We start from the raw sequence: 25,085 nt of genomic DNA, 5'->3' as shown, positions 1-25,085 counted from the left end.
CAATCCAGCACCTGACCCGAGATGAAGACGGTACGAGCATTTTTGTTTTCCATGATGTGCCTGGCTCCGGCGCTGCCCCTGCTGGGGGAAGCCCCGGACTGGGAGAATGAAGAAGTGACGGGAATCAACAAGGAGGCTCCCCGCGCCTCCGTTCTCCCGGCGGGAGACAAGACGCTGAGCCTGAACGGTGACTGGAAGTTCAAGTTTTCCATGACGCCGGACGGGAGGCCTGCCGATTTCTTCAAGCCTTCCTATTCCGTTTCCGGATGGGATACGGTCAAGGTGCCTTCCAACTGGCAGCTTTACGGCTATGGTACGGCCATTTACACGAACGTTCCGTATCCCTTCAAGCCGAATCCCCCCAAGGTGATGGGGGAACCGCCCAGGAACTGGCCGGCATACAAGGAGCGCAATTCCGTGGGCTCCTACCGACGGGATTTCAATCTCCCCGCCTCCTGGAAAGGGGAGCAGGTGATGATCCGGTTTGACGGGGTGGAGTCCGCCTTTTACGTATGGGTGAACGGCCGCAAAGTCGGCTATTCCGAGGATTCCTACACGGGCGGCGAGTTCGACCTTACTCCCTACGTGAAGCCGGGCAGGAACACGATTGCCGTGGAAGTGTACCGCTGGAGCGACGGCTCCTATCTGGAGGACCAGGATTTCCTGCGCCTTTCCGGCATTTTCCGGGACGTGACCCTGTTCGCCCAGCCGCAGGTGCACGTGCGCGACCTGTTCCTGAAGGCGGGGCTGGACAGGAAGGATTACACGACCGGGGTGCTGGACGGAACGTTCACCATCCGCAATTCCGGCAAGAAGGATATTCCCGCCGGAATGAAGCTGGATTATTCCATTGAAGGGATTTCCACCAATTTAAATTGGGAGGGCGCGAGCGGCTCCGGCCGCGTGCAGACGGACAACAGGGGCAGGCTGGATTCCGGCACGCTGGAAATTCCCGCCATTCCCGCCGGAGGCGAGGTTCAGGTGGCTCTGGACAGGAAGTTTCCCGGCGTGAAGCCGTGGACGGCGGAAACGCCCAACCTGTACAAGGTGACCTATTCCCTGAACGGGAAGGACCCCCGGTCCGTCAATATCGGCTTCCGTTCCGTGGAAATCGCCGATAACGGCGCGGTGCTGGTCAACGGAAAGGCCGTCAAGTTCAAAGGCGTCAACCGCCATGAAGCGCATCCGGACTACGGGCGCGCCATTCCGCGGGAGGTGATGGAAAAGGACGTGCAGATCATCAAGGCGCACAACATCAACACCGTCCGCTGCTCCCACTATCCCAACCATCCCTATTTCTACGAACTGTGCGACCGCTACGGCCTGTACGTGATGGATGAAGCCAACTGCGAGGCCCACGGCATCCGCAACAGCGGCATGGACATTTCCCGGAAGCCTTCCTGGAAGAAGGCGCATGTGGAACGCAACATGAGCATGGTGCACCGTTCCAAGAACCATCCCTCCATTGTGTTCTGGTCCCTGGGCAACGAGTCCGGCAACGGGCCGAATTTTGAAGCGGCCTCGGAAGCCATCAGGGCCTATGACGATACGCGCCCCCTCCATTACTGCGAATTCCCGCACGGCCACAAGGCCGTGGACATGGATTCCGCCATGTATCCGCCCGTGGACCGGGTGGAAAACTGGGGGAAGCAGAAGACTTCCCGTCCCTTCTTCGTGTGCGAATACGCCCATTCCATGGGGAATGCCCTGGGCAATTTCAAGGAGTACATGGAAGCCTTTGAGTCCTCCCCGCGCATGGTGGGCGGGGCCATCTGGGATTTTGTGGACCAGTCCCTCCGCGCCAATCCTGCCGGGAACGGCATTTACAAGCCCGCTCCCTTCAAGGGCGTGACGCAGGCTTACGGCGGCATGTTCGGGGACAGGCCCAACCAGGCCAATTTCTGCGACAACGGCATCATTCTGGGCAACCGGAACACCACGGCCAAGACGAAGGAGGTGAAGAAGGTGTACCAGTACATGGCCTTTGACCGCAAGGACGGTTCCCTGACCGTTCGCAACAAGTATTTCCACAAGCCGTTGAAGGGCTATACGCTTTACCTGGTGTCCCTCGCGCCCGGCGGCAAGCATGCCGTGGAGCGCATGGCTCTGCCGGAGGCGGCTCCCGGCAAGTCCGTGACGGTGAAACTGCCTTCCGCCGCCATGCAGACGGGCTCCCTGATGGTTCTGGCGGATGCCCGGTTCAAGCTCCCGGAAGACGTGAAGGAGCTTTCCGCCAAACAACTGGAGCATGTGGCGGACGAGTGCGAAGCTTACGAGTGGTTCCCGGCGGCCGTGGAGAAGGAGGCTTCCGTGAAGGCTCCGGCGGCGCTGCCCACTGTCTCCGTGCGCCAGGGCGATCCCGTGGTGGTGCAGGGGAAGGGCTTTTCCGCCTCCTTCAAGGACGGCATGCTTTCCGCCCTCCGGTACGGCAGCCAGGACCTGATTCTGCCCGGCTATCCGGTGGCGCTCCAGGCGTACCGTTCCCCGGTGGACAATGACTCCTGGATCAGAAGCAAGGTAGAGGGGAAGATGAAGATGCAGAACATGAAGGCGGAGTATTCCGATGTGAAGGCCGCCGTCATTTCCCCCGGCGTGGCCCGCATTACCGCGCAATTCCGGACGAAAGGCTCCGACCTTTCCTTCTCCGGGGAGGTTGCCTGGACGGTGTTCGGCAACGGCGTCATCAATGCCTCCGTCAGAATGTATCCCTCCGCCAAGGGGGAAGAGCTCCTGCGGCTGGGCGTCACCTTCGGGATGCCTGCCGCCTATGACCAGGTGGAATACCTGGGGCTGGGGCCGTGGGACAATTACCGGGACCGCCGCACGTGCTGCTGGAAGGACGTGTTCCGCACTTCCGTGGACGACATGTTTTTCGCCTATTCCCGCCCCCAGGACATGGGCAACCGCATGGAGACGGACTGGGTGGCCCTGTCCAGACCCAAGGCGGCTCCGGCGCTGTGGGTAGGCTCCGCTTCTCCCAGGGCCCCGCTGGAAGTGTCCATCCTGCGTTATACGCCGAAGGAGCTCAACAACGCCAAAAGCCTGGACAGGCTGCCGGAGAAGGACAAGGTGATCGTGAATCTGGACGCCTTCCAGATGGGGCTGGGCGGTTCCTCCTGCGGGCCGCGCCCCCTGGCGAAGTACCAGACGCTGAGCGAAGCCACCCCCCTGGGCTTTGTGCTGGCCCCCACGTCCGCCCTGCTGAACCTGGCGCGCGCGGGACTGGGCGTGCCCCATTCCCCCGTGATTGAACGGGACGGGGACGGCATGGTCAGCCTGGTTTCCTCCACGCCCGGAACGGAGATGAAGTATTCCGTCAACAAGGGGCCGGAAAAAACGTACCGGAAACCCTTCAAGCTTCCCGAAGGGGAAGTAAGGGCCTGGGCTGCCGCCGGGAAATCCGGCAAAGTGCCTCCCACGTCTCCCGGCGAGCGGAAATTCCCCCTTATCAAGGGGCAGGGCGAATGGAAGATCCTGAGCGCTTCCTCGGAAGAGCCGGATACCGGCTTCGCCCACTTTGCCATTGACGGGAACCCGGATACCTACTGGCATACGTCCTATACGAACGGCCTGCCGGGCTTCCCCCACTCCATTGCCGTGGACATGGGAACCAGAATGAAGTTCACCGGATTCATCTACACGCCCAGAATGGACAAGGACAAGGGCCTCATCAGCCAGTACACGTTTTCCGTTTCCGATGACGGGCAGAACTGGAAGGAAGTGAAAAAAGGCCAGTTCACCTACCATTACATCCGGAAGGATCCGGCTGTTCAGCGCATCGACTTCGGCAAGCCTGTGGAGGCCCGCTATTTCAAGCTGGACGCCCGCTCCCCGGTGAAGGGCGGCGAGCAAAGCGCCACCGTTGCTGAACTGAATATTATTACCCAGTAACGGATCGGCAGGCGTTTTGCGCTGCTTTCCGAATGAAGGCTTTTTTCCAGCCGTGCAGCCCGGAAGGGGTGCGCGGCTTGTTGCTGCGGGAGCTCCAGGGAGCGGAAATGTTTTTTGGTTGAAAGAAAGAGCACCGTGGAATGGTAGCATACGCATGCGCAAGATGATTGCCTGTATGCTGGGCGCCGCCGCCCTGTGTTTTTCCATGGCCGGAGCGGAAACGCCCGTTTCCGCCGCGGAGAAAGCTTCGTCTCCCTGCAGGAGGATGGCCTGGAACCGCGGCTGGGAGTTCCGGCTGGAAGACGAGCCCGGTAAAAGCGGCTGGCAGACGGCGCATTTGCCACATACGTTCAGCCTGCCCTATTTCATGTCCGATTCCTTTTACACGGGGCGCGGCTCCTACCGCAAGAAGCTTGTGATGCCGGAGGAATGGCTGGGGCAGAAGGTTTTTCTGGATTGCGGCGCAGCCTTCCAGGTGGCGGAGGTGACGGTGAACGGAAAGGCCGCAGGATGGCATGAAGGGGGGTATACGGCGTTCCGGACGGATTTGACGCCTTTCCTGAAACGCGGGGAGAATTGGGTGGAGGTGCGTGTGGACAACCGCTGGAACCCCAGCATCGCCCCGCGGGCGGGAGAGCATACCTTTTCCGGCGGCCTGTACCGGAACGTGCATCTGCACGTGTGTTCTCCCGTGCATCTTCCCGCGCACGGCATCTGGGTGCAGACGCCGGAAGTGACTCCTTCCCGCGGGAAGGTCCGCATTCTGGCGGCAGTGAAGAATGATAGCGAGAGGATAAAGAGGGTGACGGTGCGCCATACCGTGAGGGAGGACAAGGGCGGCCGCGTGGTTCTCCGCGGGGAAGAGCCCGTGGAGCTGGGCGCGGGAAAGGAAGCGTGCGTTCAGACGGACCTGCCTCCGCTGGCCGCTCCCAGGCTGTGGAGTCCGGCCGTTCCCAACATGTACCGCGTGACGACGGAGCTGGTGGGCGAAGGGGGAAAAGTGCTGGACCGGGCGGAGAATCCCCTGGGCTTCCGCACCCTGGAGCTGACGGCGGACCGGGGCATGCTGATTAACGGGAAGCCCGTTTACCTGCAAGGAGCCAACGTTCATCAGGACCACGCGGGATGGGGGGATGCCGTGACGGACGCCGGAGCGCGCCGGGACGTGCTGCTGATGAAGGACGCCGGGTTCAATTTCATCCGCGGCTCCCATTACCCCCATTCCCCGGCTTTTCTGGACGCCTGCGACCGGGAGGGGATGTGCATGCTGAATGAAGGCATTTTCTGGGGCATGGGCGGCTTCAAGGAGCACGACAGGTACTGGAATTGCGACGCCTATCCCACGGACGAGAAGGACCGCGCCGCGTTTGAGGAGAGCTGCATGCGCCAGGTGAGGGAGATGGTGCTGCAATTCCGCAACCACCCTTCCATCGTCATCTGGAGCATCAGCAACGAACCGTTTTTCACCCGGCATGCGCCGGAGGCCAGGGCCCTGTGCGGCAAGCTGATTGCCCTGGTGAAGGAGCTGGACCCGACGCGCCCCGTGTGCGCCGGGGGAGGCCAGCGCGGCGATTTCGACAAGCTGGGGGACATGGCCGCCTTCAACGGGGACGGCTCCTATGTGAAGACGCCCGGCAGGCCCAGCATGGTGACGGAATACGGTTCCGTGAGCTGCAGGAGGCCGGGGGCTTATGCGCCGGGCTGGGGGGACATGGCCGGGGACAAGCAGGCGGGGGCGCGCTATGCCTGGCGCGCGGGGGAGGCGGTCTGGTGCGGTTTTGACCACGGCAGCATCTGGCCCTCCGGCGGACGCATGGGCATTGTGGATTACTTCCGCATTCCCAAGAGGGCCTGGTACTGGTACAGGAATGAGTTTAAAAACATTCCCCCGCCGGAATGGCCCGTGGAGGGAACGCCTGCGCAGGTGAAGCTGACCGCGGACAAGAAGGCCATCAGCCCGGCTGACGGCACGGACGATGTGCACGTGACCGTGAAGGTGGCGGATGCCTCCGGCAGGCAGATAGCCAATGCCGTTCCGGTAACGCTCACGGTGGAATCAGGCCCCGGAGAGTTCCCCACCGGCAAGAGCATCACGTTCACGCCCGGGACGGACATTGACCTCATTGACGGCTGCGCGGCTATTGAGTTCCGGTCTTATTACGCCGGGAAAACGGTCATCAAGGCATCTTCCCCGGGATTGAAGGGGGACAGCATCCAGATTGTTTCCCGGAACGCCCCGGCGTACGTGGCGGGCAGGAGCGCGGAAACGAAGGAGAGGCCCTACAGGCGTTTTTCCGCGCAGGAGAGGGATACCCAGGTGGCGCGGTACGGGCAGTCCGGAACCGGAGCCGGAGAGAAGGCGAACCTGACGGCTTTGAGGCCTTGTTCCGCTTCCTCCAATCTTCAGGACGCGATGAAGGCGTCCGATGGCGACGGCGTTTCCGCATGGGTGCCGTCCGCAGAAGACAGGGAGCCATGGTGGCGGCTGGACATGGAGTTTGAATTCCGCCTGGACCGGGTGGAGGCGAAAGCCTCCGGGAACTGGAAGGGGCAGCCTCCCGTGGTGCAGGTCAGCAAAGACGGCAAGACCTGGAAGGATGTGAAAACCGTTCTTCTGAAGGACGGGGCCGGATTGACCGCCGCGTGCTCCGGGGAGGCGAAGGCCAGGTATGTCCGCATCCGGCTGTCGCCGGGGCAGGGGATTGCGGAAGTGGCCGTGTGGCCGGCGGATGCCTCATGAGGGGGCCTGTTCCTCCGGAGCGGGGGGCTTTTTCCGGCCCCTCCGCGTGCCGGAGCTGCCGGAATCCTCTTCCGCCCGCTGGCGGCGCAGTTTGTCCCAGTATGCCAGCCGCTTGTTGATTTCCCGCTCAAAGCCCCGTTCCGGCGGCTTGTAGAACTGGCGGCGGGGCATCTTGTCCGGAAAGTAGTTCTGCCCGGAGAAGGCGTCCGGAGCGTCGTGGTCGTACGCGTAATCCTTCCCGTAGCCCAGTTCCTTCATCAGTTTGGTGGGCGCGTTCAGGATGTGCGCCGGAGGCATCAGGGAGCCGTATTCCCTGGCCGCCTTCCGGGCCGCTCCCCAGGCGGTGTAGGCGCTGTTGGATTTGGGGGCGCAGCCCAGATAGATGACCAGTTCCGCGATCGCCAGCTCTCCTTCCGGAGAGCCCAGGCGTTCATAGGTGTCCCACGCGGCAATGGCCATTTGCAGCGCGGCGGGGTCCGCCAGGCTGATGTCCTCCATGGCGAAGCGGGTCAGGCGGCGCAGCAGGTAGAGCGGGTCTTCCCCGCCCTGGAGCATGCGCGCGGCCCAGTACAGGGCGGCGTCCGTATCTGAGCCGCGCAGGGACTTGTGCAGGGCGCTGATGAGGTTGTAGTGGCCCTCCCGGTCCTTGTCGTAAACCGGGGCGCGCTGCTGGACGATTTTCAGCAGGGCGGCCGTGTCCAGCGTTTCGTCAGGCTTGCAGAGGTCAAAGACGCTTTCCATCAGGTTGATCAGGTAGCGGCCGTCTCCGTCCGCCAGTTCAATGAGGGTGGCGCGCGCTTCCGGGGCGAGCGGCAGCTTGCGCTGGAGAAGGGATTCCGCCCGCTCAATGATGCTTTCCAGCGCCGGAGCGTCCAGGGAATGCATGACGAAGACCTTGCAGCGGGAGAGAAGGGCGCTGTTCAGTTCAAAGGAGGGGTTTTCCGTGGTGGCGCCCACGAGCGTGACGGTTCCGTTTTCCACGTATGGCAGGAAGCCGTCCTGCTGGGCGCGGTTGAACCGGTGGATTTCATCCACGAAGAGGAGGGTTCCCTGGCCGTATTCCCGTCGTTTGGCGGCCTCGTCAAAGGCTTTCCTCAGATCCGCCATGCCGGAGAAGACGGCGGAGAGCGCGACGAAGTGCATGGACGTGCGCGTGGCCAGGATGCGCGCCAGCGTGGTTTTTCCGCAGCCGGGCGGCCCCCACAGGACGAAGCTGGTCAGCTTGCCGGAATCCGCCATGAGCCGGATGGGCCCTCCCTCCCCCAGCAGGTGGTCCTGGCCCACGATTTCCTCCAGGGCGGCCGGTCTCAGGCGGTCCGCCAGGGGCCGGTCCGCGAAGGCGGCAAACAGGCCCGGCGTATCGTCTTTTTTCATGGTGTTCATCATACGCCGCGGGAAAAAGGAAGGCAAGGGGCGCATCATGGCATTTCAGGCGGAGCGGACGGGCTGGCGTGTCATGGAGCGGGAGGTTTCCGGACCGCTTTTAACGGGATTAAGGAAAAAACGGGAAGAAAAGGAAAGACTCCCGGCAGAAGCGGTGTATACTGGACGTGATGTTCCGCTATGTTTCCCCTGTATTCCTTTTCCTGCTCTCCGGAGCATGCTGCCTGACCGTGAATGCGCAGGACCAGATCATTCCCCGGCCCGTTTCCGTCAGGATTGCGGATAAAAGCGAGGCGAAGCCCGTGAAGCTGGATGGAGGCACGCGCATCGTGTGCCGGGAGAAGGACGCCGGGTTCCAGCGGCAGGCCCGTCTGCTGCGGCAGTTTTTATCAGGCGGAACAGGACTGCCCCTGGCGGGGATGGGGGGAACGGGGGCCATCCGAATAGAGAAGGATGCTTCCCTGAAACAGTACGGACCGGAGGCGTACCGCTTGGAAGCGGCGCCCGGAAATATCGTGATCAAGGCTGCCGCACCAAAAGGGGTGTATTACGCCGGACAGAGCCTGGCGCAAATGCTGCCTGCCGCGTTTTTTGACGATGGCGCGGACAAGGGGGCGGTAAGCTGGACCGTGGCGGAGAAGCCTTTTTCCATGCTGGATTATCCCCGCTTTGCGTGGCGCGCCTTCATGCTGGATGAAGCGAGGCATTTTTTTGGAGAGGAGGAGGTGAAGAGACTGATTGACCAGATGGGGCTTTTGAAAATGAATATCCTGCACTGGCATTTGTCCGACGATGCCGGATGGCGCATCCAGATTAAAAAGTATCCCAAGCTGACCTCCATCGGCAGCAAGCGGAGAGACACGGAGATAGAGACGTGGGGGAGCGGCAAGTATGAGGGCAGGCCCCATGAAGGTTTTTATACGCAGGAGCAGATCAGGCGCATCGTCTGCTATGCGGCCGACCGGAACATAACGATTGTGCCGGAAATAGACATTCCCGGGCATTCCGCCGCCGCCACGTTCTCCTATCCGGAATTGAAGTTGTCCGCCAAGCCCGTGACGGAGATTCCCGTGAGCTTCAATGACGGAACCGCGTTTGACCCCACCAACGAGCGGACCTACCAGTTTCTGGGAGACGTCATGACGGAGCTGGCGGCCCTGTTTCCCGGCGGCATCATCCACATCGGCGGCGACGAGGTGCGGTATAAGAAGTACTGGGCGGGCGTGCCCCACATTGAGGAGTTCATGAAGAAGAAGGGCATCAGGAATTTCCCGGACCTTCAGATCATGTTTACGAACCGGATTTCCGGCATGCTGGCTAAGAAGGGAATACGGATGATCGGATGGAATGAGATTCTGGGTTCGGACGTGCACAATGATGGCGGCCAGGGGGCCGCTCTGGGCAAGCTGGACGGGAAGGCCATTATCCATTTCTGGTACGGGTCCGACAAGATTGCCACCAAGGCGGTTGAAGACGGTCACCAGGTGGTGAATTCCACCTCCCATATGACTTATATGAACAAGGGTTACGACAAGCTCCCCCTGTCCAAATCCTATTCCTTTGAACCCGTTTTCGCGGGATTGAAGCCGGAGCAGCAGCAGAACGTCATCGGCCTGGGCTGCCAGGTCTGGACGGAATGGATTGCAGATGTGGACAAACTGCACCGCCATGTGTTCCCCCGCATTGCCGCTTATGCGGAAACGGGCTGGAGCCGGAAGGAGGACAAGGATTTTCAGGATTTCCAGAGGCGGCTGCCTGGCTATGAGAAGATTCTGGATGCCTTGAAGATCAAGCACGGGGAAGAGAAGTAACGGATCGCGCCGCCTCCGCAGCTGGAGGACGTTTTCAGGAAAGACAGGCTGGTTTCCCGTTCCGGAGGGAACGAGATGTGGGGGAACCTGTGCCGTTCCTCCTTTCCGCGAAGGGGAGGCGTGATTTCCGGGAATGCGCTCGTTTTTGGTGCGGAGATGACTGCCTTTTCCAGGGAAGCCTCCGGTCCGGCGGAGAACTGGCTGTCTTTTCAGGAGAGCCTGCCGTCTTAAAACGGTTTGTCACACTCTGGCATGGTGTCAACAAAAACAGGGAAACTGGTCTCCAACCATCATGGACCAGCGGTTTTCTGACCGCCTGCGGTCCCGATTTCATTAATTAAACATAGATTATAAGGAGAATAAGACGATGTCCCTGATATCCTCGCATTATCATCAGCTGTACACGCCGGAAGACGCTGCCGTAGTTTTCATTGACCACCAGCCCCAAATGACCTTTGGCGTAGCCAACATCAACCGTGCCGACCTGATCAATAACGTCACCCTGCTGGCAAAGGCCGCCAAGCTGTTCCAGGTGCCCACCGTGATTACGGCCGTGGAAACGGAGGGTTTTTCCGGCTATGTCTGGCCCCAGCTCCTGGATATTTTTCCGGGCCAGCACGTCATTGAACGCACGTCCATGAATTCCTGGGATTCCGACGAGTTCCGGAAGGCCATCAAGGCGACGGGCCGCAAGAATATCCTTCTTACCGGGCTCTGGACGGAAGTGTGCGTCACGTGGCCCGCCATTGAGATGATCGGCGACGGTTATAACATTTACGTGGTGGAGGACTGCTGCGGCGCCACCTCCAAGGACGCCCAGAAGGCGGCCCTTTCCCGCATCGTCCAGGCGGGCGGCACGCGGCTGACGACCATCGGAGCCCTTCTGGAGTTCCAGCGCGACTGGAAGAACAAGGAACATTACGACGCCCTGATGAATCTGCTCAAGCAGCAGGGCGGCGCTTACGGCGTGGGCGTGGAGTACGCCTACACGATGGTTCACCATGCTCCCCAGTCCGCCCTGTCCCCGCAGGTGGTGAAGCATGACGCCTGATTGCCCGCAGAGTTTTTCCGGCGCTCCCTCCGTTAACACGGGGGTGCGCGCCGGAAGAAAAATCCTGAACATTCGTCAGGCATGAACGCCATCAATCCTTCAGAGGAAGTGACCGTTGTGGTGCGCCGGCATATTCTGCCGGGACATGAAGGCCAGTTTGAGCACGCCATGCGGGATTTCGTCAATTTTGTGCTGAGCTGCCCCGGGCATGTGGGCATCAGCGTCCTGCGGCCCTCCGACGGAAACGGGGAGTATGTGGTGGTGGACCGTTTTGCGAGCGCCGCCGCCAGAAAGGCCCTGGTTTCCTCCCCGGAGTACGAACGCTGGATGAAGCTGCTGGGAGCCCATACGGAAGGGGAGGCCCATATCCAGGAGATGAACGGCCTGGACGCCTGGCTGAACCAGCCGGGCACCCCGATGATGACGCCGCCGCGCTACAAGACGGCGGCGGCCACCTATCTGGGCGTGTGCCTGGTTATCTTTCTTCTGAACATTACCGTGGGTGGGCCCATCCGCAGCGTGCTGCCCGGGTGGCTTTCCTTTTTCCTGTTCAACGCCTGTGTGGTGGCGCTGCTGACCTGGGTGTTCATGCCGCTGATCAGCAGCATTCTGTCTCCCTGGCTTTTCAAGGCGCAGGCCGGAACCATTCCGGGAACAACCCCGAACCATGATGAAAACAATGAAAAACAATGATAAGATTTACGCCGATTTGATGATCTCAAACGGCAACATAGCAACGCTGGATGAACGTGGAACGATGGCCCGCGCCGTCGCCGTCAAGGATGGGAAAATACTGGCCGTGGGGTCCGACGAGGACGTTGCCCAGTACAAGGGGCCGGATACCCAGGTGATTGACGCCGGGAAAAGGACCGTCATTCCCGGCTTGAACGATTCCCACCTTCACGTGATCCGCGGCGGCCTGAATTACAATATGGAACTGCGCTGGGACGGCGTGCCCTCCCTGGCGGACGCCATGCGCATGCTCAAGGAGCAGGCCCGCAGAACGCCGCCGGGACAGTGGGTGCGCGTGGTGGGCGGCTGGAGCGAGTTCCAGTTTGCCGAACGCCGGATGCCTACGCTGGAGGAGATTAATGAGGCGGCGCCGGATACGCCCGTTTTTGTGCTTCACCTGTACTGCCGCGCCATGCTCAACAAGGCCGCCCTGCGCGCCTGCGGGTATACGAAGGATACGCCCAACCCTCCGGGCGGGGAAATCCAGCACGATAGCGAGGGCAATCCCACCGGCCTGCTGATTGCGCGGCCGAACGCCACCATTCTTTACGCCACGCTGGCCAAGGGACCCAAACTGCCCCTGGAACACCAGATCAATTCCACCCGGCATTTCATGAAAGAACTTAACCGCCTGGGCCTGACCAGCATCATTGACGCGGGAGGCGGCTATCAGAATTACCCGGAGGACTACCAGGTGATTGAAGAGCTGCACAAGCGCGGGGAAATGACCGTGCGGATTGCCTACAATCTGTTTACCCAGAGGCCCAAGGAAGAGAAGGAGGACTTTGCCAAATGGATCAGGATGACCAAGCCGGGAGAGGGGGACGATTATTACCGCTGCAACGGAGCGGGTGAAATGCTCGTCTTTTCCGCCGCGGACTTTGAGGACTTTCTGGAGCCGCGTCCGGACCTTCCCGGAGACATGGAATCCGAACTCAAGGGGGTGGTCAGCCTGCTGGCCGCCAACAAATGGCCTTTCCGGCTGCACGCCACGTACAATGAGAGCATCTCCCGCTTTCTGGACGTGTATGAAGAAGTGAACCGGGAGATTCCCTTTGACGGCCTGCACTGGTTCTTCGACCACTGCGAGACCATTGACGAGAAGAATCTGGAACGAGTCAAGGCGCTGGGCGGGGGCATTGCCGTGCAGTGCCGCATGGCCTACCAGGGGGAATATTTCATGGACCGCTACGGCAAGGAGGCGGCGGAACATACGCCGCCCGTGCGCAGAATGCTGGAAATGGGCATTCCCGTAGGGGCCGGAACGGATGCCACGCGCGTGGCGAGCTACAATCCATGGGTTTCCCTGTACTGGCTGACCACCGGGAAGACCGTGGGCGGAGAACCGATGTACCGGGAGGAAGACTGCCTTTCCCGTGAGGAAGCCCTCCGGCTTTATACGCAGGGGAGCACCTGGTTTTCCTCCGAGACGGGCAAAAAAGGAGCGATTGTTCCCGGTCAACTGGCGGACATGGTCGTGCTGAGCGAAGATTATTTCTCCGTTCCGGAAGAGGAGATCAAGGGAATAGAATCCGTGCTGACCGTCATGGACGGCAAAATCGTTTATGCCGCGGGACCGTTCAAGGATTTGGACCCGGCGCCCATTCCGGTGCTGCCCGAGTGGTCCCCCATTGCCGTGTTCGGCGGATACGGCGCTCCCCTGGACCCGAAGAAGGCGGCCAGGGCCGGCGTGCCTTTCCAGCAGGAGCACCGGCATTCCTCACACTGCCATGAACACGGCTGCATGCATTCCGCGTTCATGCTGATGGAGGGCGCGGCGAATGCGTCGCGGCCCAGGTATTCCGATTTCTGGGGCTCCGGGTGTGGTTGCTTCGCATTCTGACGGTAAATGATGCGAAGCTTCCTGCGCCCCGTCTCCCTGGTGGGACGGGGCGCTTTTTGCCTTTCCCGGAAGGGGTAGGGAATAAGGCTGCGGTTTTTCCTGCTGGAGTTACAGAACTTCCCGGTACAGGGAAATTTCAATGGCTTCCTCCGTCATGCCGCTCAGGAGCGGAATGATGCGCTGGAAATGCTCGGAATCCGCATGAACGTCCACGGCTGCCTGGTCCTTCCATTCTTCAATAAAAGTCAGAATGTCTGGATCATCCATGTCTTCATACAGGTGGTAGGAAATATTGCCGGCTTCCGCACGGCTTTTTTCCACCAGTTCCCGGGCAGTGGTGATGAATTCTTCCCTGGCCCCGGGTTTAACAATGCTTTTGGCGGTAATTTTAATCATAACTGTGGTGGTTTACCGACTCCACAGTAAAGGAGCGGAAGAGCCCGTGTCAACGCCCCTTTCAGGACTTTCCGGTCACGGTTGTATTTCCTTCAGGTTTTTCAGCACATTGGCGCGGGTCGTTTCCGTATGCTCCGCACCGCGTATGCAGGAAAGCCCCCGGTAAAGGCCCACGGTTTCCAGGCGAAGTTCCATGTCCGGACCATGCAGGTCTTCCCGGGTGGGGAGGGGATAGTTGGAGGCGGGGCCGCTCAGGGATTTCATCTGCATGGTATCCAGGTTAAGCAGGCAGCTTTCCATTTCATTGGTAAATACCAGGCTGCCATGGTGGCGGTTATCCTGTGCCCTCAGCCTGTATATGGTGATGGCGCTTCCACCACCGGGATTGATCAGGACAGCCGGAAAGATATGCTTGCGCCCGTTTTTTTCCCGGACAGTCACGTCAAAATCACATTCCCCGAAAAACCTGTTGGTGACACGGGAGGAAATGCGGACGTCCAGAGGAACCTCCGGAGGCAGGGGAATGCGGGTGGAGGCTGAGAGGGCCGATCCCGGGGGAAGTTCCGGGACGGGGAAGGGAACCGTGATGATATCAATGGCGCAGCTGATGGCGCCGATCAGGACGAAGAGAAGGATGCCCTTGTTCCGGAGCTGGCCAGGCAGCAATTTCCGGGATTCTCCCGGGTAAAGCTTGTTGGCGGCCTTATCCTGCCGCAGGTAGTAGGCAGTGAGACGGGAAATAACAGCCAGGGCTGCGGCCACGGCCAGCAGCCATCCCAGGGTGAAGGCGATGTCCTCCAGTGTGGAGCCTGCGGTGAAAAAGCCGAATATCCAGGTGATGAATGCCGTCAGCAGAAGGAAGATGGCCAGGAAGGCTACGCATCCGAAAGGGGCCGTGGAGACGGGAATCCAGCTTCTGCCGCGCTTGCCGCAGGCACGCAGAATGACGATGGCAAGGAGAAAGGCAAGGATTGCCAGCGTGGAATAGAAGTGTTGAAATAAATAATCAAGCATGGGATGCGGGAAAAATTTGGATATCGGCCAACCAGACCGTCTCTATTACTGTTGCTGGAAAAAGAGTATGGGACAAGCTGTTTTGCGCGTTATGGAAGAAGTGTGCCGAATTTTGGACCTCTTTATCATTTTAGACTTTTTTCATCCTTGTTTGCAAGATTTTTCATTTACTTGTTTCATGTTATCTGATTTTGTACCATGAATAAGACATTATTCAACAAGGGTATACGGATGGAGATCATGCCGGAGCATATACATGGGGCAGGAGCCGGGAGTCTCTGTGTACGCCGGAAGGCAGGGTGAAGTGCCTGCCGGAAGGAAAATGGATAGCAAACGCATAACTTTTTTCCGGAGGCGGTTTCTTTTATTCTAAAATAAGGGATGTGCAGAGAGTTGTTTTTGTGACTAATTAAAATGGCAACTTATTTACTTTGCTTCCAGTTATGGTCTATATCATATGAAGTTGATAGGGAATTTCTTAAAAAGAAAAATTGATGCAGCTTTTGTGCTTTCCCATCCTTATGGAATTGTACTTGGTACGGAGGAAAGCTGCCTGAAACAGAGGACCGGAATGCCAATTGAATAGAAATGAGAATATCAGGAAAAAACGTTCTTTCTCAAAATTAATGTAAAAACGGGAAATGAATTTAAATGGGATATAAATTTGCATCCAAAAATTTATATGCAGAAATCAAATAAATTTGTGGATGATTGGGGTGAGACATTTGAAAATAATTGATAATCAATATAATTCAAGGAGTGCTCCCGTTTGAAAATATATACGGTCACCTTGTTTCCCTGCAATGATTCCCGAAGATGGGGCGCTTGCGTGGAAAACCGGGTATTTTACACGTTTACCCGGGTTGCAATTCAGAAAGATAAAGATAGGGAGCAGAGGCTGTCTTTTGAAGGGAAAAAAGGCGTGACAGAATACCCCGCTTCCTTCTTCAAGATGGATTCCTGAATCCTTATCCTCCAGGGAAAGAATGGTTACAGGCAGGCGGAATAAAGCTTGCCGCGGCCCATGGTTCAAGCGCCGGGATATTCGGAAAGCTGTCCGCCTTTTTTCCCTAGGGAAAAGGTCAGGCCTGTTCCGGCTCCGCCAGCACTTTTTTGAGCTTGGCAAAGCGGGGGAGGGAGCATTCCTTCTGCATGGCTGTTTCTCCCTGGATCAGCGGCAGCACGTAGTCAATGAACGGCTGCTCCACGCCATTGCCGCGGGCATTGATCCATTCACGTGGAACGAGTTTTTCCACGTTGGCAACGTCCGTCAGGCTGGTCAATTTAGTCTTGCAGGAATACAGGCCGTTTTCCATTTTCCGTTCAAAGGCCACCATCTTGTCCGTCTCTCCGGAGATGGCGGCTTCCACGGCGGCTTTACCGGCCATGTATGCTTCATCAATGTCTGTTCGGGAGGCGACGTGGGAGGCGCAGCGCTGCAGCAGGGAGAGTTCAATGCTCCTGACCTTGGCCCCGGTCTGGCGTTTGACGGATTCCGCCAGCATGGCCCCCAGGCCGCCCAGCTGTGTGTGGCCGAAGACGTCCCGGTCTCCGGATTCTGCCACAAAGCGGCCGTCCGCATACTGGACCCCTTCCGAGACGGCAACCATGCAACTACCTTTTTTCTTGTAAATCCGGTCCACGTCTTCCCAGAATTCTTCCATGCGGAAGGGTACTTCCGGCAGGTAAACGAGGTCCGGTCCGGCGCCTGCGTAAGTGGCGAGCGCGGCGGAGCCAGCCAGCCAGCCGGCATGGCGCCCCATGATTTCCACGATAGTGACCCGACCCTTGTCATACACGCGGAGGTCCTGGTGCACTTCCATGCAGGAGGTAGCGATGAATTTGGCGGCGGAACCGAAGCCGGGGCAGTGGTCCGTGCCATAAAGATCGTTGTCAATGGTTTTGGGGATTCCAATCACGCGGCATTCATAACCGGACTGCTGCATGAATTTGGATATCTTGTTGCAGGTATCCATGGAATCGTTGCCGCCGTTGTAAAAAAAGTAACGTACACCGTATTTCCGGAACACTTCCAGCAGGCGGCGGTAGTCCGTATCATCCACGGCCGGGTCAGCCATCCTGTAGCGGCATGAGCCCAGGGCGGAGGCCGGCGTGTACTTAAGCAGTTCAAGTTCCTCCGGGTCTTCCAGGGCCATGTCGAACAGGCGTTCCTGAAGCACTCCTTCAATTCCGTTGGCAGCTCCCAGCACGCGGGTGACCGGTTCACATTGCAGGGCCGTTTGGATGGCTCCCAGCGCACTGGCGTTGATGACGGCAGTGGGGCCGCCGGACTGCCCGATGATGCATGCTCCTTTCAATGGGTTCATGGGGAATGATGGATGAGAGAGTATTCTGCCGTGCCTCGTTCCGCAGCGTGGCCGGACCGGGGACGAAATCAGAGTTGACCCTATCCGCAGCCCGGAGGGATGTCAAACATTATTGGCCCTCCGGGCGCCGTCCTCAGCCTGGAAGGCCAAAACGCCGTACATCAGTTTTTTGTGTCTCCATGCCTTTTCCCTGGCAAGAGGCAGGGCGTTCTTCCATGGTCAGGATTCCGTACGTGCCGGGATGAAAGGTATCCGTAGGGTGAAACGCAGGGAAATGCATGCTGCGCAGCAGGAGGGTATCCTTTTCCCTTCTGGAAACGCATTATGCGGAAGGGGAAGGATGCCGCAGGGAGACGGATTGCCCCGGGTAAATTTCCGGAATGACGGAAATGCTCTTGATGCTTTTGCCGGAGGTCAGTGCGCGGAGCATCCGGATGAGCTTGTGAACCGTTTTTGTCTGGTTTTCCTCATAATAGGTGATGGGCGGGAGCAGCCGCTCCATGAAAGGCTCATACGTCAGGCTCACGAGGCTGAGCTGGTTCGGGATGCTCAGGGAGCGGGCTTCAACCCAGGAAAGGAGGGGGACAATCTGGTTGCCCCGCGTGGCTACCAGGGCGGACATGTCCGGGTGCTCCCTGAATGCCTTGGCGAGGTATTCAAAGAAGAGAGGCGTTTCAAACGGGGTGGGGATCAGCACGGGATTCCAGCCCTGCGCCGTAAAGCTGAAAAAGCCTTTCTGCATCAGTTGGTGGCCTTTCAGAGGATCCGGAGGCAGGCACAGGCCGACCGTCCGGTGGCCTTTGTTCCAGAGATGCTGCGCCGCATGATGCGTGGTGGCTGCCCAGTGGCGGTCCAGATACGGCAGGTTGCTGCTCTGGTAGGAAGTGCCGCGGACGATGCAGGGGATGCCGTGCGTCTTGAACCAGAGCTGGGTTTGTTCCGAGGAGCGGTGGAGTATCCAGCAGACGCATTCGGATTTGGTCACCAGCTTGGCGAGCCGTTTGTCCGGGTTGTTGCCTAAAATCCAGGGAGCTTCAAAGATGCGGACGCTGATGCCGTCTTCCTCCAGAATTTTGGAGATGGTATAGATTTCCGCCAGTACGCTTTGCGCCAGCCTTTTGAGGGGCTGGGGCGTCAGGAATCCGATGATGCCCCTTTTCTCCTGAACGGGATGGGAGGGAACATTCCAGTCCGACCCTTCCTCCGTGGTTTTCAGGATGCGCCGTGGCACCTTGATGCGCGCCGGGGCGATCCATGCATCCCTTTCCAGAAGGGCCAGGGCCTTTCGGACGGTTTCTCTCCCCACGGACAGCCTGTTCCCAAGTTCCCGTTCTCCGGGGAGAATGTTGACCAGGCTGCCGCTGAGGATCATCTGTTTGATTTTATTGGCTACGGTTTCAACCAATGAAGATGCAGGCAACGAGGTCATAGTCTTGTATATACGTATTGGCCCGCGGAAATTCGAGCCAATTGTAGGGGGCTGGACTGCGGCTGGTTTCCGCATAAATGTTGTTGAAGAAGTAAGTAATTAATAATCTGTTATATATGGTGAATTTCATACTCCTGGTCTTTTTCGGCGCCGGAGTTGGGGGTGTTGATGTGTTTATTCTGTTTCATAATCAATTGATTATGTTTATTTTTCAATAGGTGGCGAGTGGTTGTGATTATTTTGTAAAATATTTAAAATGAGCAGGTTTGTGCGTTATTCTTATCAGTGGTGTCATTTTTTGATGCCGGTTCTCCGGGGCGGGGTTTGTGCCTCCCCCCGCTTTTTCCGGCAGGGAGCTTGCACGTATCAACATGGATGACTTGTGTTTTTTTCCGGTACTAAATCTGCGTGATGAAAGTGAATACCATACCGGGAGCATCCTATGCGTTGACATGTACGGCAGCATGCACTGTCCAGGCAGTCCTTAGTGACGCCTCCTCCCTGACTCTTCTGGAGGCCGGAGACCCCGGCCAATATATTTTTGTGGCGCCTACGGATGCCGTGGAAGTTTCCGATGAAGATGCGCTGGTAACGCAGACTTTTAAAGCGGCCGCCCCGGGATTGTCTGCCCAGGGCGGCCGCCATGGAGCCAATCCGGACGCAAGCCTTAATATGGAGATATTTCAATGAATAAGGAGCTTCAATTCTATTTCCCAAAACCCGGACAATGGGGAGAGTTCATGTTGACCGCCATTTTTCCGGATGAGTCCGGATTTATTCAGAACCAGCGTTACAGGGCACGTGATTTGCCTGCGGAGCAGTTGGAGGCTTTCTCCGGGGTGGTAGAGACCATTACCGTCCTGTCTGATGAATGGAAAGCCATCCAGGCCTGGGCGCGGCTGGTTCCTGTTGCGGCCCTCTCCTCCATGGAGCACGGGACAGAAGCCGTTGAAACGATTGAGGAGGTTGTTCTGACTGTGGAGGCTGTCAATCCCCACGGGGCCCGCAAATTGTTCACCAGGGCGGACTATCCGGAGTTTACCATTTCTGGAGCGGCGGCAGTGGCGTTTTTCAAGCAATTCACGGACAGTCCATTCATTTCCGCATGAGGCAATCCCGGATGGGGGATGTTTTCCGGTTCCACGTCAGCGAGCATGGATGTGCAGACCGGGTTTCCATCATCCGGTTTGCCAGGCTCCCTCACCTGTTCCGCGGGGCGGATGCAGGAAGTTAAATACAGCATCCCCGGTTATCCCTTTTCCTCACCAACCGAAACCAATACAACAATCATGACCACTCAAATCAAGCGTTTATTTGTCAACGGGTTCCCCAGCCTTTACGGAGGCGCGGGGACTGAACTCCACCACCAGATCATCGTCTGGCGCAAACTGAAGATGGAAGTCCACCTTGTCCCTTCATGGGAATACCACCAGGAACCTCTCTACAATGAGATGGCCGCCCTGGGCGTCATCATGCACGCTCCCGGTGACTGGTCAGCCGTTCAGCCCGGCGATCCCGTGCTCGGCTTCTGCAATGCCGAGTTCCTCCAGTCCCTCCCGGATATCCGTAAACGCACGAAACGGACCGTCTTTGTCAATTGCATGACCTGGCTCTTCGACAAGGAAAAGGAAGCCATGCAGAAGGGGGAGATTGCCATGTTCCTCTACCAGAACGAAGCCGTCCGCCGGAATGTCATGCCCGTACTGCGCCAACTGAACGGTGATCCGCAAGTGCAGTTCCTGACCTTCAGCCCCTACTTTCATGCGGAGGCTTTCCCCTTTGTCCGGGAGCGTGATACGGACTTCTTCGGCTGTGGCCGCATCTCACGCCAGGATGCGGACAAATTCGCGGCCAGCACGTTGCATATCTACGATACTTTCGTGTCTCCCGTGTTGAAACACGGCCTTTTTCTGGGCTTCGACCAGCGCAGCGAAAAGAAGATCGGCCGCCCCTTTGACTGGATCCAGATAGCTCATAACCAGAGGGAAGTTTCCCAGCAGGCTTTCTACCGGCACTGCCGAATTGTGCTGCAACCCACGGACACAACGGAAAACTGGCCGCGAGTGGGGTTTGAGGCGATGGCGAGCGGAAGCGTGCTTATTGTGGACAACCGTGGAGGGTGGCGTGAAATGGTGGAGCATGGGAAGACGGGATGGCTGTGCGACAACGAGAGGGACTTCATCTACTACGCGTCTAAAATGGCGTATGAACCGCATTTGCGTGACGACATGGCGGAGGAGGCACGGTTAAGGGGCCTGCAATTGGGAGGTTTGGAGGTTTCCATGGAGAGCTGGAAGGAAGTTTTTGAGGCGATGTGCAGGCTTCCGGAATAATGCTTAACGGGAAATTCAAGGTATGGACAGACTTCATGTTTCTCCCTGTTTTCTCCCGGGTACGCGTCTGGGCAACGTCATGTTTACCCTGGCGGCGGCCTGTGCCCATGCCTTGCGCGTAGGGGTGCCGTGCCACGTGCCGTGGAATTATAATGATGCCACGCTTCTGCTGCGCTCCCGCCTGGGGGACTGGGTTCTACCCTCCACGCCATGCGGAGTGAACGAGCCCGCGGCATGGCAGGAGCCTTCCTTTGCCTACCACCCCATACCCCTTCACATTACCAGAGGTGGTGTGTGCGGCTATTTTCAGAGCGCGCGGTATTTTGAAGGCCAGGAGCCTTTTATACGGTCGCTTTTTGCTCCCTTCATCGCGGAAAAGGAACCGCGTACGGCGGGTATTCACATCCGGCTGGGGGACTACAAGCAGCTGCGCCATAAGCACCGTGTCCACGGCATTGATTTTCTCCAACGGGCATTCACCCATATTTCCCCGGATGTAAACCGTCTTATTTTATTCAGCGATGAACCGGAGGCAGCGGCGGATATGCTTGTGCACTTGCCGGAGTTCAGACGTCTCCCGCTGGAGATTGATTGCAATAACACCTGTGAAGCCCTGCGCCGCATGACGGCCATGGAGGAACTTATCATCTCCTGCTCCTCCTTTTCCTGGTGGGGAGCCTGGCTGGGGCAGACACGCAAGGTGATTGTTCCGCGCCATTGGTTCTCCGGTGTGATTGAAGACTACCAGGACGTCTACCTTCCGCACTGGGTAAAACTATGACTCTCATACACAACACACTAAAAAATAAAATGAAGATACAAACAATCACCGGGCTATGGGTGGGGAGTACTCTCCCCCTGATGGCTCAGCTTTGCATTAAGTCCTTCCTGGACCACGGCCATTCCTTCCAGCTTTTTACCTACACGCATTACGACAATGTTCCCAAAGGAACACTTGTCCGGGATGCCCGTGAGATTCTTCCTGAAGAAGCTGTGTTCCATCATGAGAATGGGAGCCTCGCGCCTTTTGCCGACTGGTTCCGCAATGTATTCCTGGTGCAGGAGGGCGGTTTCTGGACGGATTTGGACGTGGCGTGCCTGAGTGACGAGTTTCCGGACACCATGCCGTGGTTCTGCATGCAGGAGCCGGGCCTGGTGGCGGTGGGAGTCATTGCCTTCCCTCCCCGGCATCCCATGATGGAGGCATTGCAGAGGCTTGCAGAAGATCCGGCGTCTCCCGCTCCCTGGGATTCCCCTGAGGAAATTCATGCCAGGGAAGTTTTTGGCAAATCCGTTCCCGATGTGGCGGAGCGCCGGCGCAAGGCTCCATGGGGGCATTGCGGACCGGAAGGTTTTACCCGCGCGCTCAAGCATTTTGGGCTGCTGGAACAAGCAGCCAAACCCTCGCGGCTTTATCCTCTGCATTATACCGTCTGGCGCAAATGCTACAACGGAGACTGCAATCTGCGCAGCCCGGAGCTTTCCAATGCCTGGGCCATCCATCTCTGGGGAGAGATGCTGCGCCGGGAGCCGGATGCGTGGGAAAATGTGTCCCGCAACAGCGTTGTGGGAGAATTGCTGGACAGGCATCTGCCGGAACATCCGGCAGGGCCGGTTCCTGCAACAAGGAAGAAAGTCAAGGTGCTGGTGGGTATTTGCAGCTGCAATAACGCCGCCAACCGGCGCAAGGCGTGCCGGGAGACGTGGCTCTCCCATCCCGCTCCGGGCATTGAGTGCAAGTTTTTCCTTGGACGCCGGGAACCCATTGATGGGGAAGATGACGTGGTTACCTTGTGGGTGAATGATGATTACGCCCATCTTCCGTCCAAGGGATTGGCGTTCTATAAGTATGCGCTGGAGCACTACGACTTCGACTGGCTTTTCAAGTGTGATGACGACACTTATCTGGTGCTCGACCGTCTGGAAAGCTTGTGCGATGACCGTTATGATCTTATTGGGGACATGTGCGTGGAGTCACGCAAGTCGCCCAGCGGAGGAGCAGGGTACCTGATGAGCCGCCATCTGGTGGAGCTTTTCGTCTCTCATGCTTCCCAGGTGCCGGATACTGGTTGTGAAGACCTTATTTTTGGGGCTCTGGCAGTGGAACTTGGCGTCCCGATGCTGGCCTCACGGCGGCTGGTCATGAGTTCCTCCCCTGCGCCGCACAAGGAGAACGATCTGGTTACGGCCCACTGGTGTTCCCCGGTGCGTTTGCACGACATAGAGATGCTGTTCCATGGTACCCCCATCGGCGTTTTTAAAGGTTGCCACCCTGATTGGGAAGATGATGTTCTTTTCTTCCGCAACGGGCGCTTTATGCGCAGGGCGAGCGGCTGCATGGGCCGTTATTTCCTTAACGGTGAGTCCTGTGTGATCCTTAAATGGGATGAATGGCCGGAGGAAACTCTTTTCCGGGACGGTGGTGTTTTCCGCCAGGGAGGTTTCAGCCTTTCTCCCACTCCAGGACAGCCTTCTCTCCTGGCTTTATTAACCTCCACACATGCCTGACCGTCATGAAATGCGTTTTTCTCCAGACTCCGGGGGAGACCATGGAAGGTCTCGCGGAAATGAACAGTCTCGGGTTCGAGTGCGTGGCCTATCCCTCTACACAGGACACCAGTTCCCTGCGCGATACACGCTACGAAGAATTTGCCTCTTTCCTGGGCCGCGTTCCGGATTGGACGGATACGTCCAAGGTCCGTTCCCTGCGCGCTTCCTTTGCCCGGATGCTGCTTGATCCTGCTTTTGAAGATGATGATTTCATCATCTTCGGTGAGAGTGACTCCACCCCTACCGTTGATGCTTCCGTACTCTGGAAAGCCGTGGAAGAAGAGTTCCTGCTCCATCCGGAAGTGGATATACTGCGTCCGTTTCTGGAACTGGCTATCGGCCCGTCACTGCCCCCTACTTGTCCGGCGCATCTGCGTTTTGAGCCGCTCCATACTTCTCCGCGCACGCTGGATTCTCCTTATGTTTGGGGAACGCATGCGGTCATTATTCCGGTGCGGAGCCGTCGGAAGGTTGCTGACCTCTTCCTGGACTGGCGCCTGCCTATAGATACCACGATAGAGGCGGCCTGTGCGGAAGGAAAGCTCAGCATGCGCATTACCCCACATAACCTTTTTTACCAGAAGCCCCGTACATCTTCCATCAATCTGTCTCAGGAACCCGGCCGGAATCGCCGTATGGCCCTTTGCCTGTCTTCCTACAAGAGGCCGGAGGATCTTCAGCGCCAGATTTTTTCCATGATGAACCAGAGTTACGGCAACTTCCACCTGTTTGTAGCCGTCAAAGGGATTCCCGAGTTCTTTGTCAACACCTTCATCATTCCACAATTCCAGCATTTCATTGATGCGGGAAAGCTCACTCTCCGCTGTTTTTCCAACGGCAACCAGCTCTCCAATCTGCTGGATACGGTAAGAGGGATTGATACCTCCGGGTTTGAGCTTTTCCTCAAGATTGACGATGACGATTTTTACTGCCGGGATTACCTGAAAACCATCAACGAATTTTGTGAAACCGTGCCTGACGGGTATTCCTGCTATTGCAGTGATTGGAGCTGGGTGCTTTACAAGCACGGCGGGGTAGTTTCTCCCCAGAAGGAACCTTTTTATGTGTTCGGCTCCTCCCTGGTGATGTCGCGCGAAGTGATGGAGCAGGTCTGGAAGAGCGAGACGGAGCCGGAGATCATCCGCCGGATTATGGCGAAATACTACGGCGGGGAAGGGCACAGCCGCATCGCGTGGTCTGAAGACAATTTCCTGCACAAGCTGATGATGGAATTCGGGTGCAGCAATATAGCCCCCTTTGTCTCCCGGAAAGGAATGAAGCATTTCCTGATGGTTCAACGTTCCAATGCCTCCGTCACGCGTGGAGGGCTGGTACCGGGTGATGCCGTACAGCATGTGGATGTGGCAAACGCTTCCTCTCCGCGGGAAACGGTGCTCACGCTGGTCCATCCGGAATGGATGGATACGGTGCGCATTTACGGGCAATCAAGCTACCGTGTCTCCAATGGAGACCGGGCCCGCGTTGTGAGGCAGACGGATTCCTCCATCACCCTGGGCTGGGAGAAATGGGGAGAAGAGGTTTTCGTCCGGAATCCGGATGGTTCTTATCATCTCAAATAATTCAT

17 protein-coding genes are annotated in these 25,085 nt (G+C 57.9%); 12 read left to right on the top strand and 5 right to left on the bottom strand.

Annotated elements, in window-relative coordinates; all coding sequences use genetic code 11:
• Positions 1–21: 21 nt before the first annotated feature.
• Positions 22–3,891 (top strand): glycoside hydrolase family 2 TIM barrel-domain containing protein, encoded by a 3,870-nt coding sequence (locus CXU21_RS03640; protein ID WP_102725092.1) that lies wholly within the window; start codon positions 22–24, stop codon positions 3,889–3,891.
• A 154-nt stretch (positions 3,892–4,045) separates the two neighbouring features.
• On the top strand, positions 4,046–6,631 hold the full coding sequence (locus CXU21_RS03635; protein ID WP_102725091.1) for a glycoside hydrolase family 2 protein: 2,586 nt from the start codon (positions 4,046–4,048) through the stop codon (positions 6,629–6,631).
• Here the strand turns inward: CXU21_RS03635 and CXU21_RS03630 are convergent.
• Positions 6,626–8,017: a replication-associated recombination protein A gene (locus tag CXU21_RS03630; RefSeq protein ID WP_102725428.1), complete on the bottom strand. Its 1,392-nt coding sequence runs from the start codon at positions 8,015–8,017 to the stop codon at positions 6,626–6,628. The two genes, CXU21_RS03635 and CXU21_RS03630, sit on opposite strands and share 6 nt — an antisense overlap.
• A 167-nt stretch (positions 8,018–8,184) precedes the next feature.
• Between CXU21_RS03630 and CXU21_RS03625 the strand changes: the two genes are divergently transcribed.
• The 4 genes from CXU21_RS03625 to CXU21_RS03610 all read left to right on the top strand — a co-directional run bounded on the left by CXU21_RS03625 (position 8,185) and on the right by CXU21_RS03610 (position 13,451).
• Complete coding sequence (locus CXU21_RS03625) at positions 8,185–9,825, top strand: beta-N-acetylhexosaminidase (RefSeq protein WP_257997348.1); 1,641 nt, start codon at positions 8,185–8,187, stop codon at positions 9,823–9,825.
• 367 nt (positions 9,826–10,192) lie between these two features.
• Positions 10,193–10,876, top strand: a complete 684-nt coding sequence (locus CXU21_RS03620; RefSeq protein ID WP_102714102.1) for a hydrolase — start codon at positions 10,193–10,195, stop codon at positions 10,874–10,876.
• Between the two features lie 81 nt (positions 10,877–10,957).
• The gene (locus tag CXU21_RS03615) at positions 10,958–11,569 is read left to right on the top strand and encodes an antibiotic biosynthesis monooxygenase (protein WP_102725089.1); all 612 of its coding nucleotides are present in this window, start codon (positions 10,958–10,960) and stop codon (positions 11,567–11,569) included.
• A 19-nt stretch (positions 11,570–11,588) separates the two neighbouring features.
• Positions 11,589–13,451, top strand: coding sequence for an amidohydrolase (locus CXU21_RS03610; protein ID WP_417006053.1), 1,863 nt, complete (start codon positions 11,589–11,591; stop codon positions 13,449–13,451).
• A gap of 108 nt (positions 13,452–13,559) precedes the next feature.
• Here the strand turns inward: CXU21_RS03610 and CXU21_RS03605 are convergent, their stop codons facing one another.
• The 4 genes from CXU21_RS03605 to CXU21_RS03585 form a co-directional block, all read right to left on the bottom strand.
• The gene (locus CXU21_RS03605) at positions 13,560–13,847 is read right to left on the bottom strand and encodes a putative quinol monooxygenase (RefSeq protein ID WP_102714096.1); all 288 of its coding nucleotides are present in this window, start codon (positions 13,845–13,847) and stop codon (positions 13,560–13,562) included.
• Positions 13,848–13,922: 75 nt separating this feature from the next.
• On the bottom strand, positions 13,923–14,861 hold the full coding sequence (locus CXU21_RS03600) for a hypothetical protein (protein ID WP_102725087.1): 939 nt from the start codon (positions 14,859–14,861) through the stop codon (positions 13,923–13,925).
• Positions 14,862–15,943: 1,082 nt separating this feature from the next.
• Positions 15,944–17,188 (bottom strand): 6-phosphofructokinase, encoded by a 1,245-nt coding sequence (locus CXU21_RS03590; protein ID WP_102725085.1) that lies wholly within the window; start codon positions 17,186–17,188, stop codon positions 15,944–15,946.
• Between the two features lie 322 nt (positions 17,189–17,510).
• Positions 17,511–18,617, bottom strand: a complete 1,107-nt coding sequence (locus CXU21_RS03585; protein WP_180972614.1) for a substrate-binding domain-containing protein — start codon at positions 18,615–18,617, stop codon at positions 17,511–17,513.
• A gap of 411 nt (positions 18,618–19,028) precedes the next feature.
• Here CXU21_RS03585 and CXU21_RS03580 point away from each other — a divergent pair, with 411 nt between their 5' ends.
• From CXU21_RS03580 to CXU21_RS03555, 6 genes are all read left to right on the top strand, one after another.
• Entirely contained in the window at positions 19,029–19,307 is a 279-nt protein-coding gene (locus CXU21_RS03580; protein WP_146016939.1) for a hypothetical protein, read from the top strand.
• A 50-nt stretch (positions 19,308–19,357) separates the two neighbouring features.
• Entirely contained in the window at positions 19,358–19,726 is a 369-nt protein-coding gene (locus tag CXU21_RS03575; RefSeq protein ID WP_146016938.1) for a hypothetical protein, read from the top strand.
• Between the two features lie 180 nt (positions 19,727–19,906).
• The gene (locus tag CXU21_RS03570) at positions 19,907–20,950 is read left to right on the top strand and encodes a glycosyltransferase (protein WP_102725081.1); all 1,044 of its coding nucleotides are present in this window, start codon (positions 19,907–19,909) and stop codon (positions 20,948–20,950) included.
• A 22-nt stretch (positions 20,951–20,972) separates the two neighbouring features.
• The gene (locus CXU21_RS03565; RefSeq protein ID WP_102725080.1) at positions 20,973–21,731 is read left to right on the top strand and encodes an alpha-1,2-fucosyltransferase; all 759 of its coding nucleotides are present in this window, start codon (positions 20,973–20,975) and stop codon (positions 21,729–21,731) included.
• Positions 21,732–21,760: 29 nt separating this feature from the next.
• A complete protein-coding gene (locus tag CXU21_RS03560; RefSeq protein WP_180972613.1) occupies positions 21,761–23,458 on the top strand; it encodes a hypothetical protein in 1,698 nt (565 codons plus the stop codon).
• 5 nt (positions 23,459–23,463) lie between these two features.
• On the top strand, positions 23,464–25,080 hold the full coding sequence (locus CXU21_RS03555; protein WP_102725078.1) for a hypothetical protein: 1,617 nt from the start codon (positions 23,464–23,466) through the stop codon (positions 25,078–25,080).
• The last annotated feature ends 5 nt before the right edge of the window (positions 25,081–25,085 follow it).

It is taken from the genome of Akkermansia muciniphila, assembly GCF_002884975.1.
Classification (GTDB): Bacteria; Verrucomicrobiota; Verrucomicrobiia; order Verrucomicrobiales; family Akkermansiaceae; genus Akkermansia; species Akkermansia muciniphila_C.
This window is presented reverse-complemented; position numbering and strand designations above follow the sequence as displayed.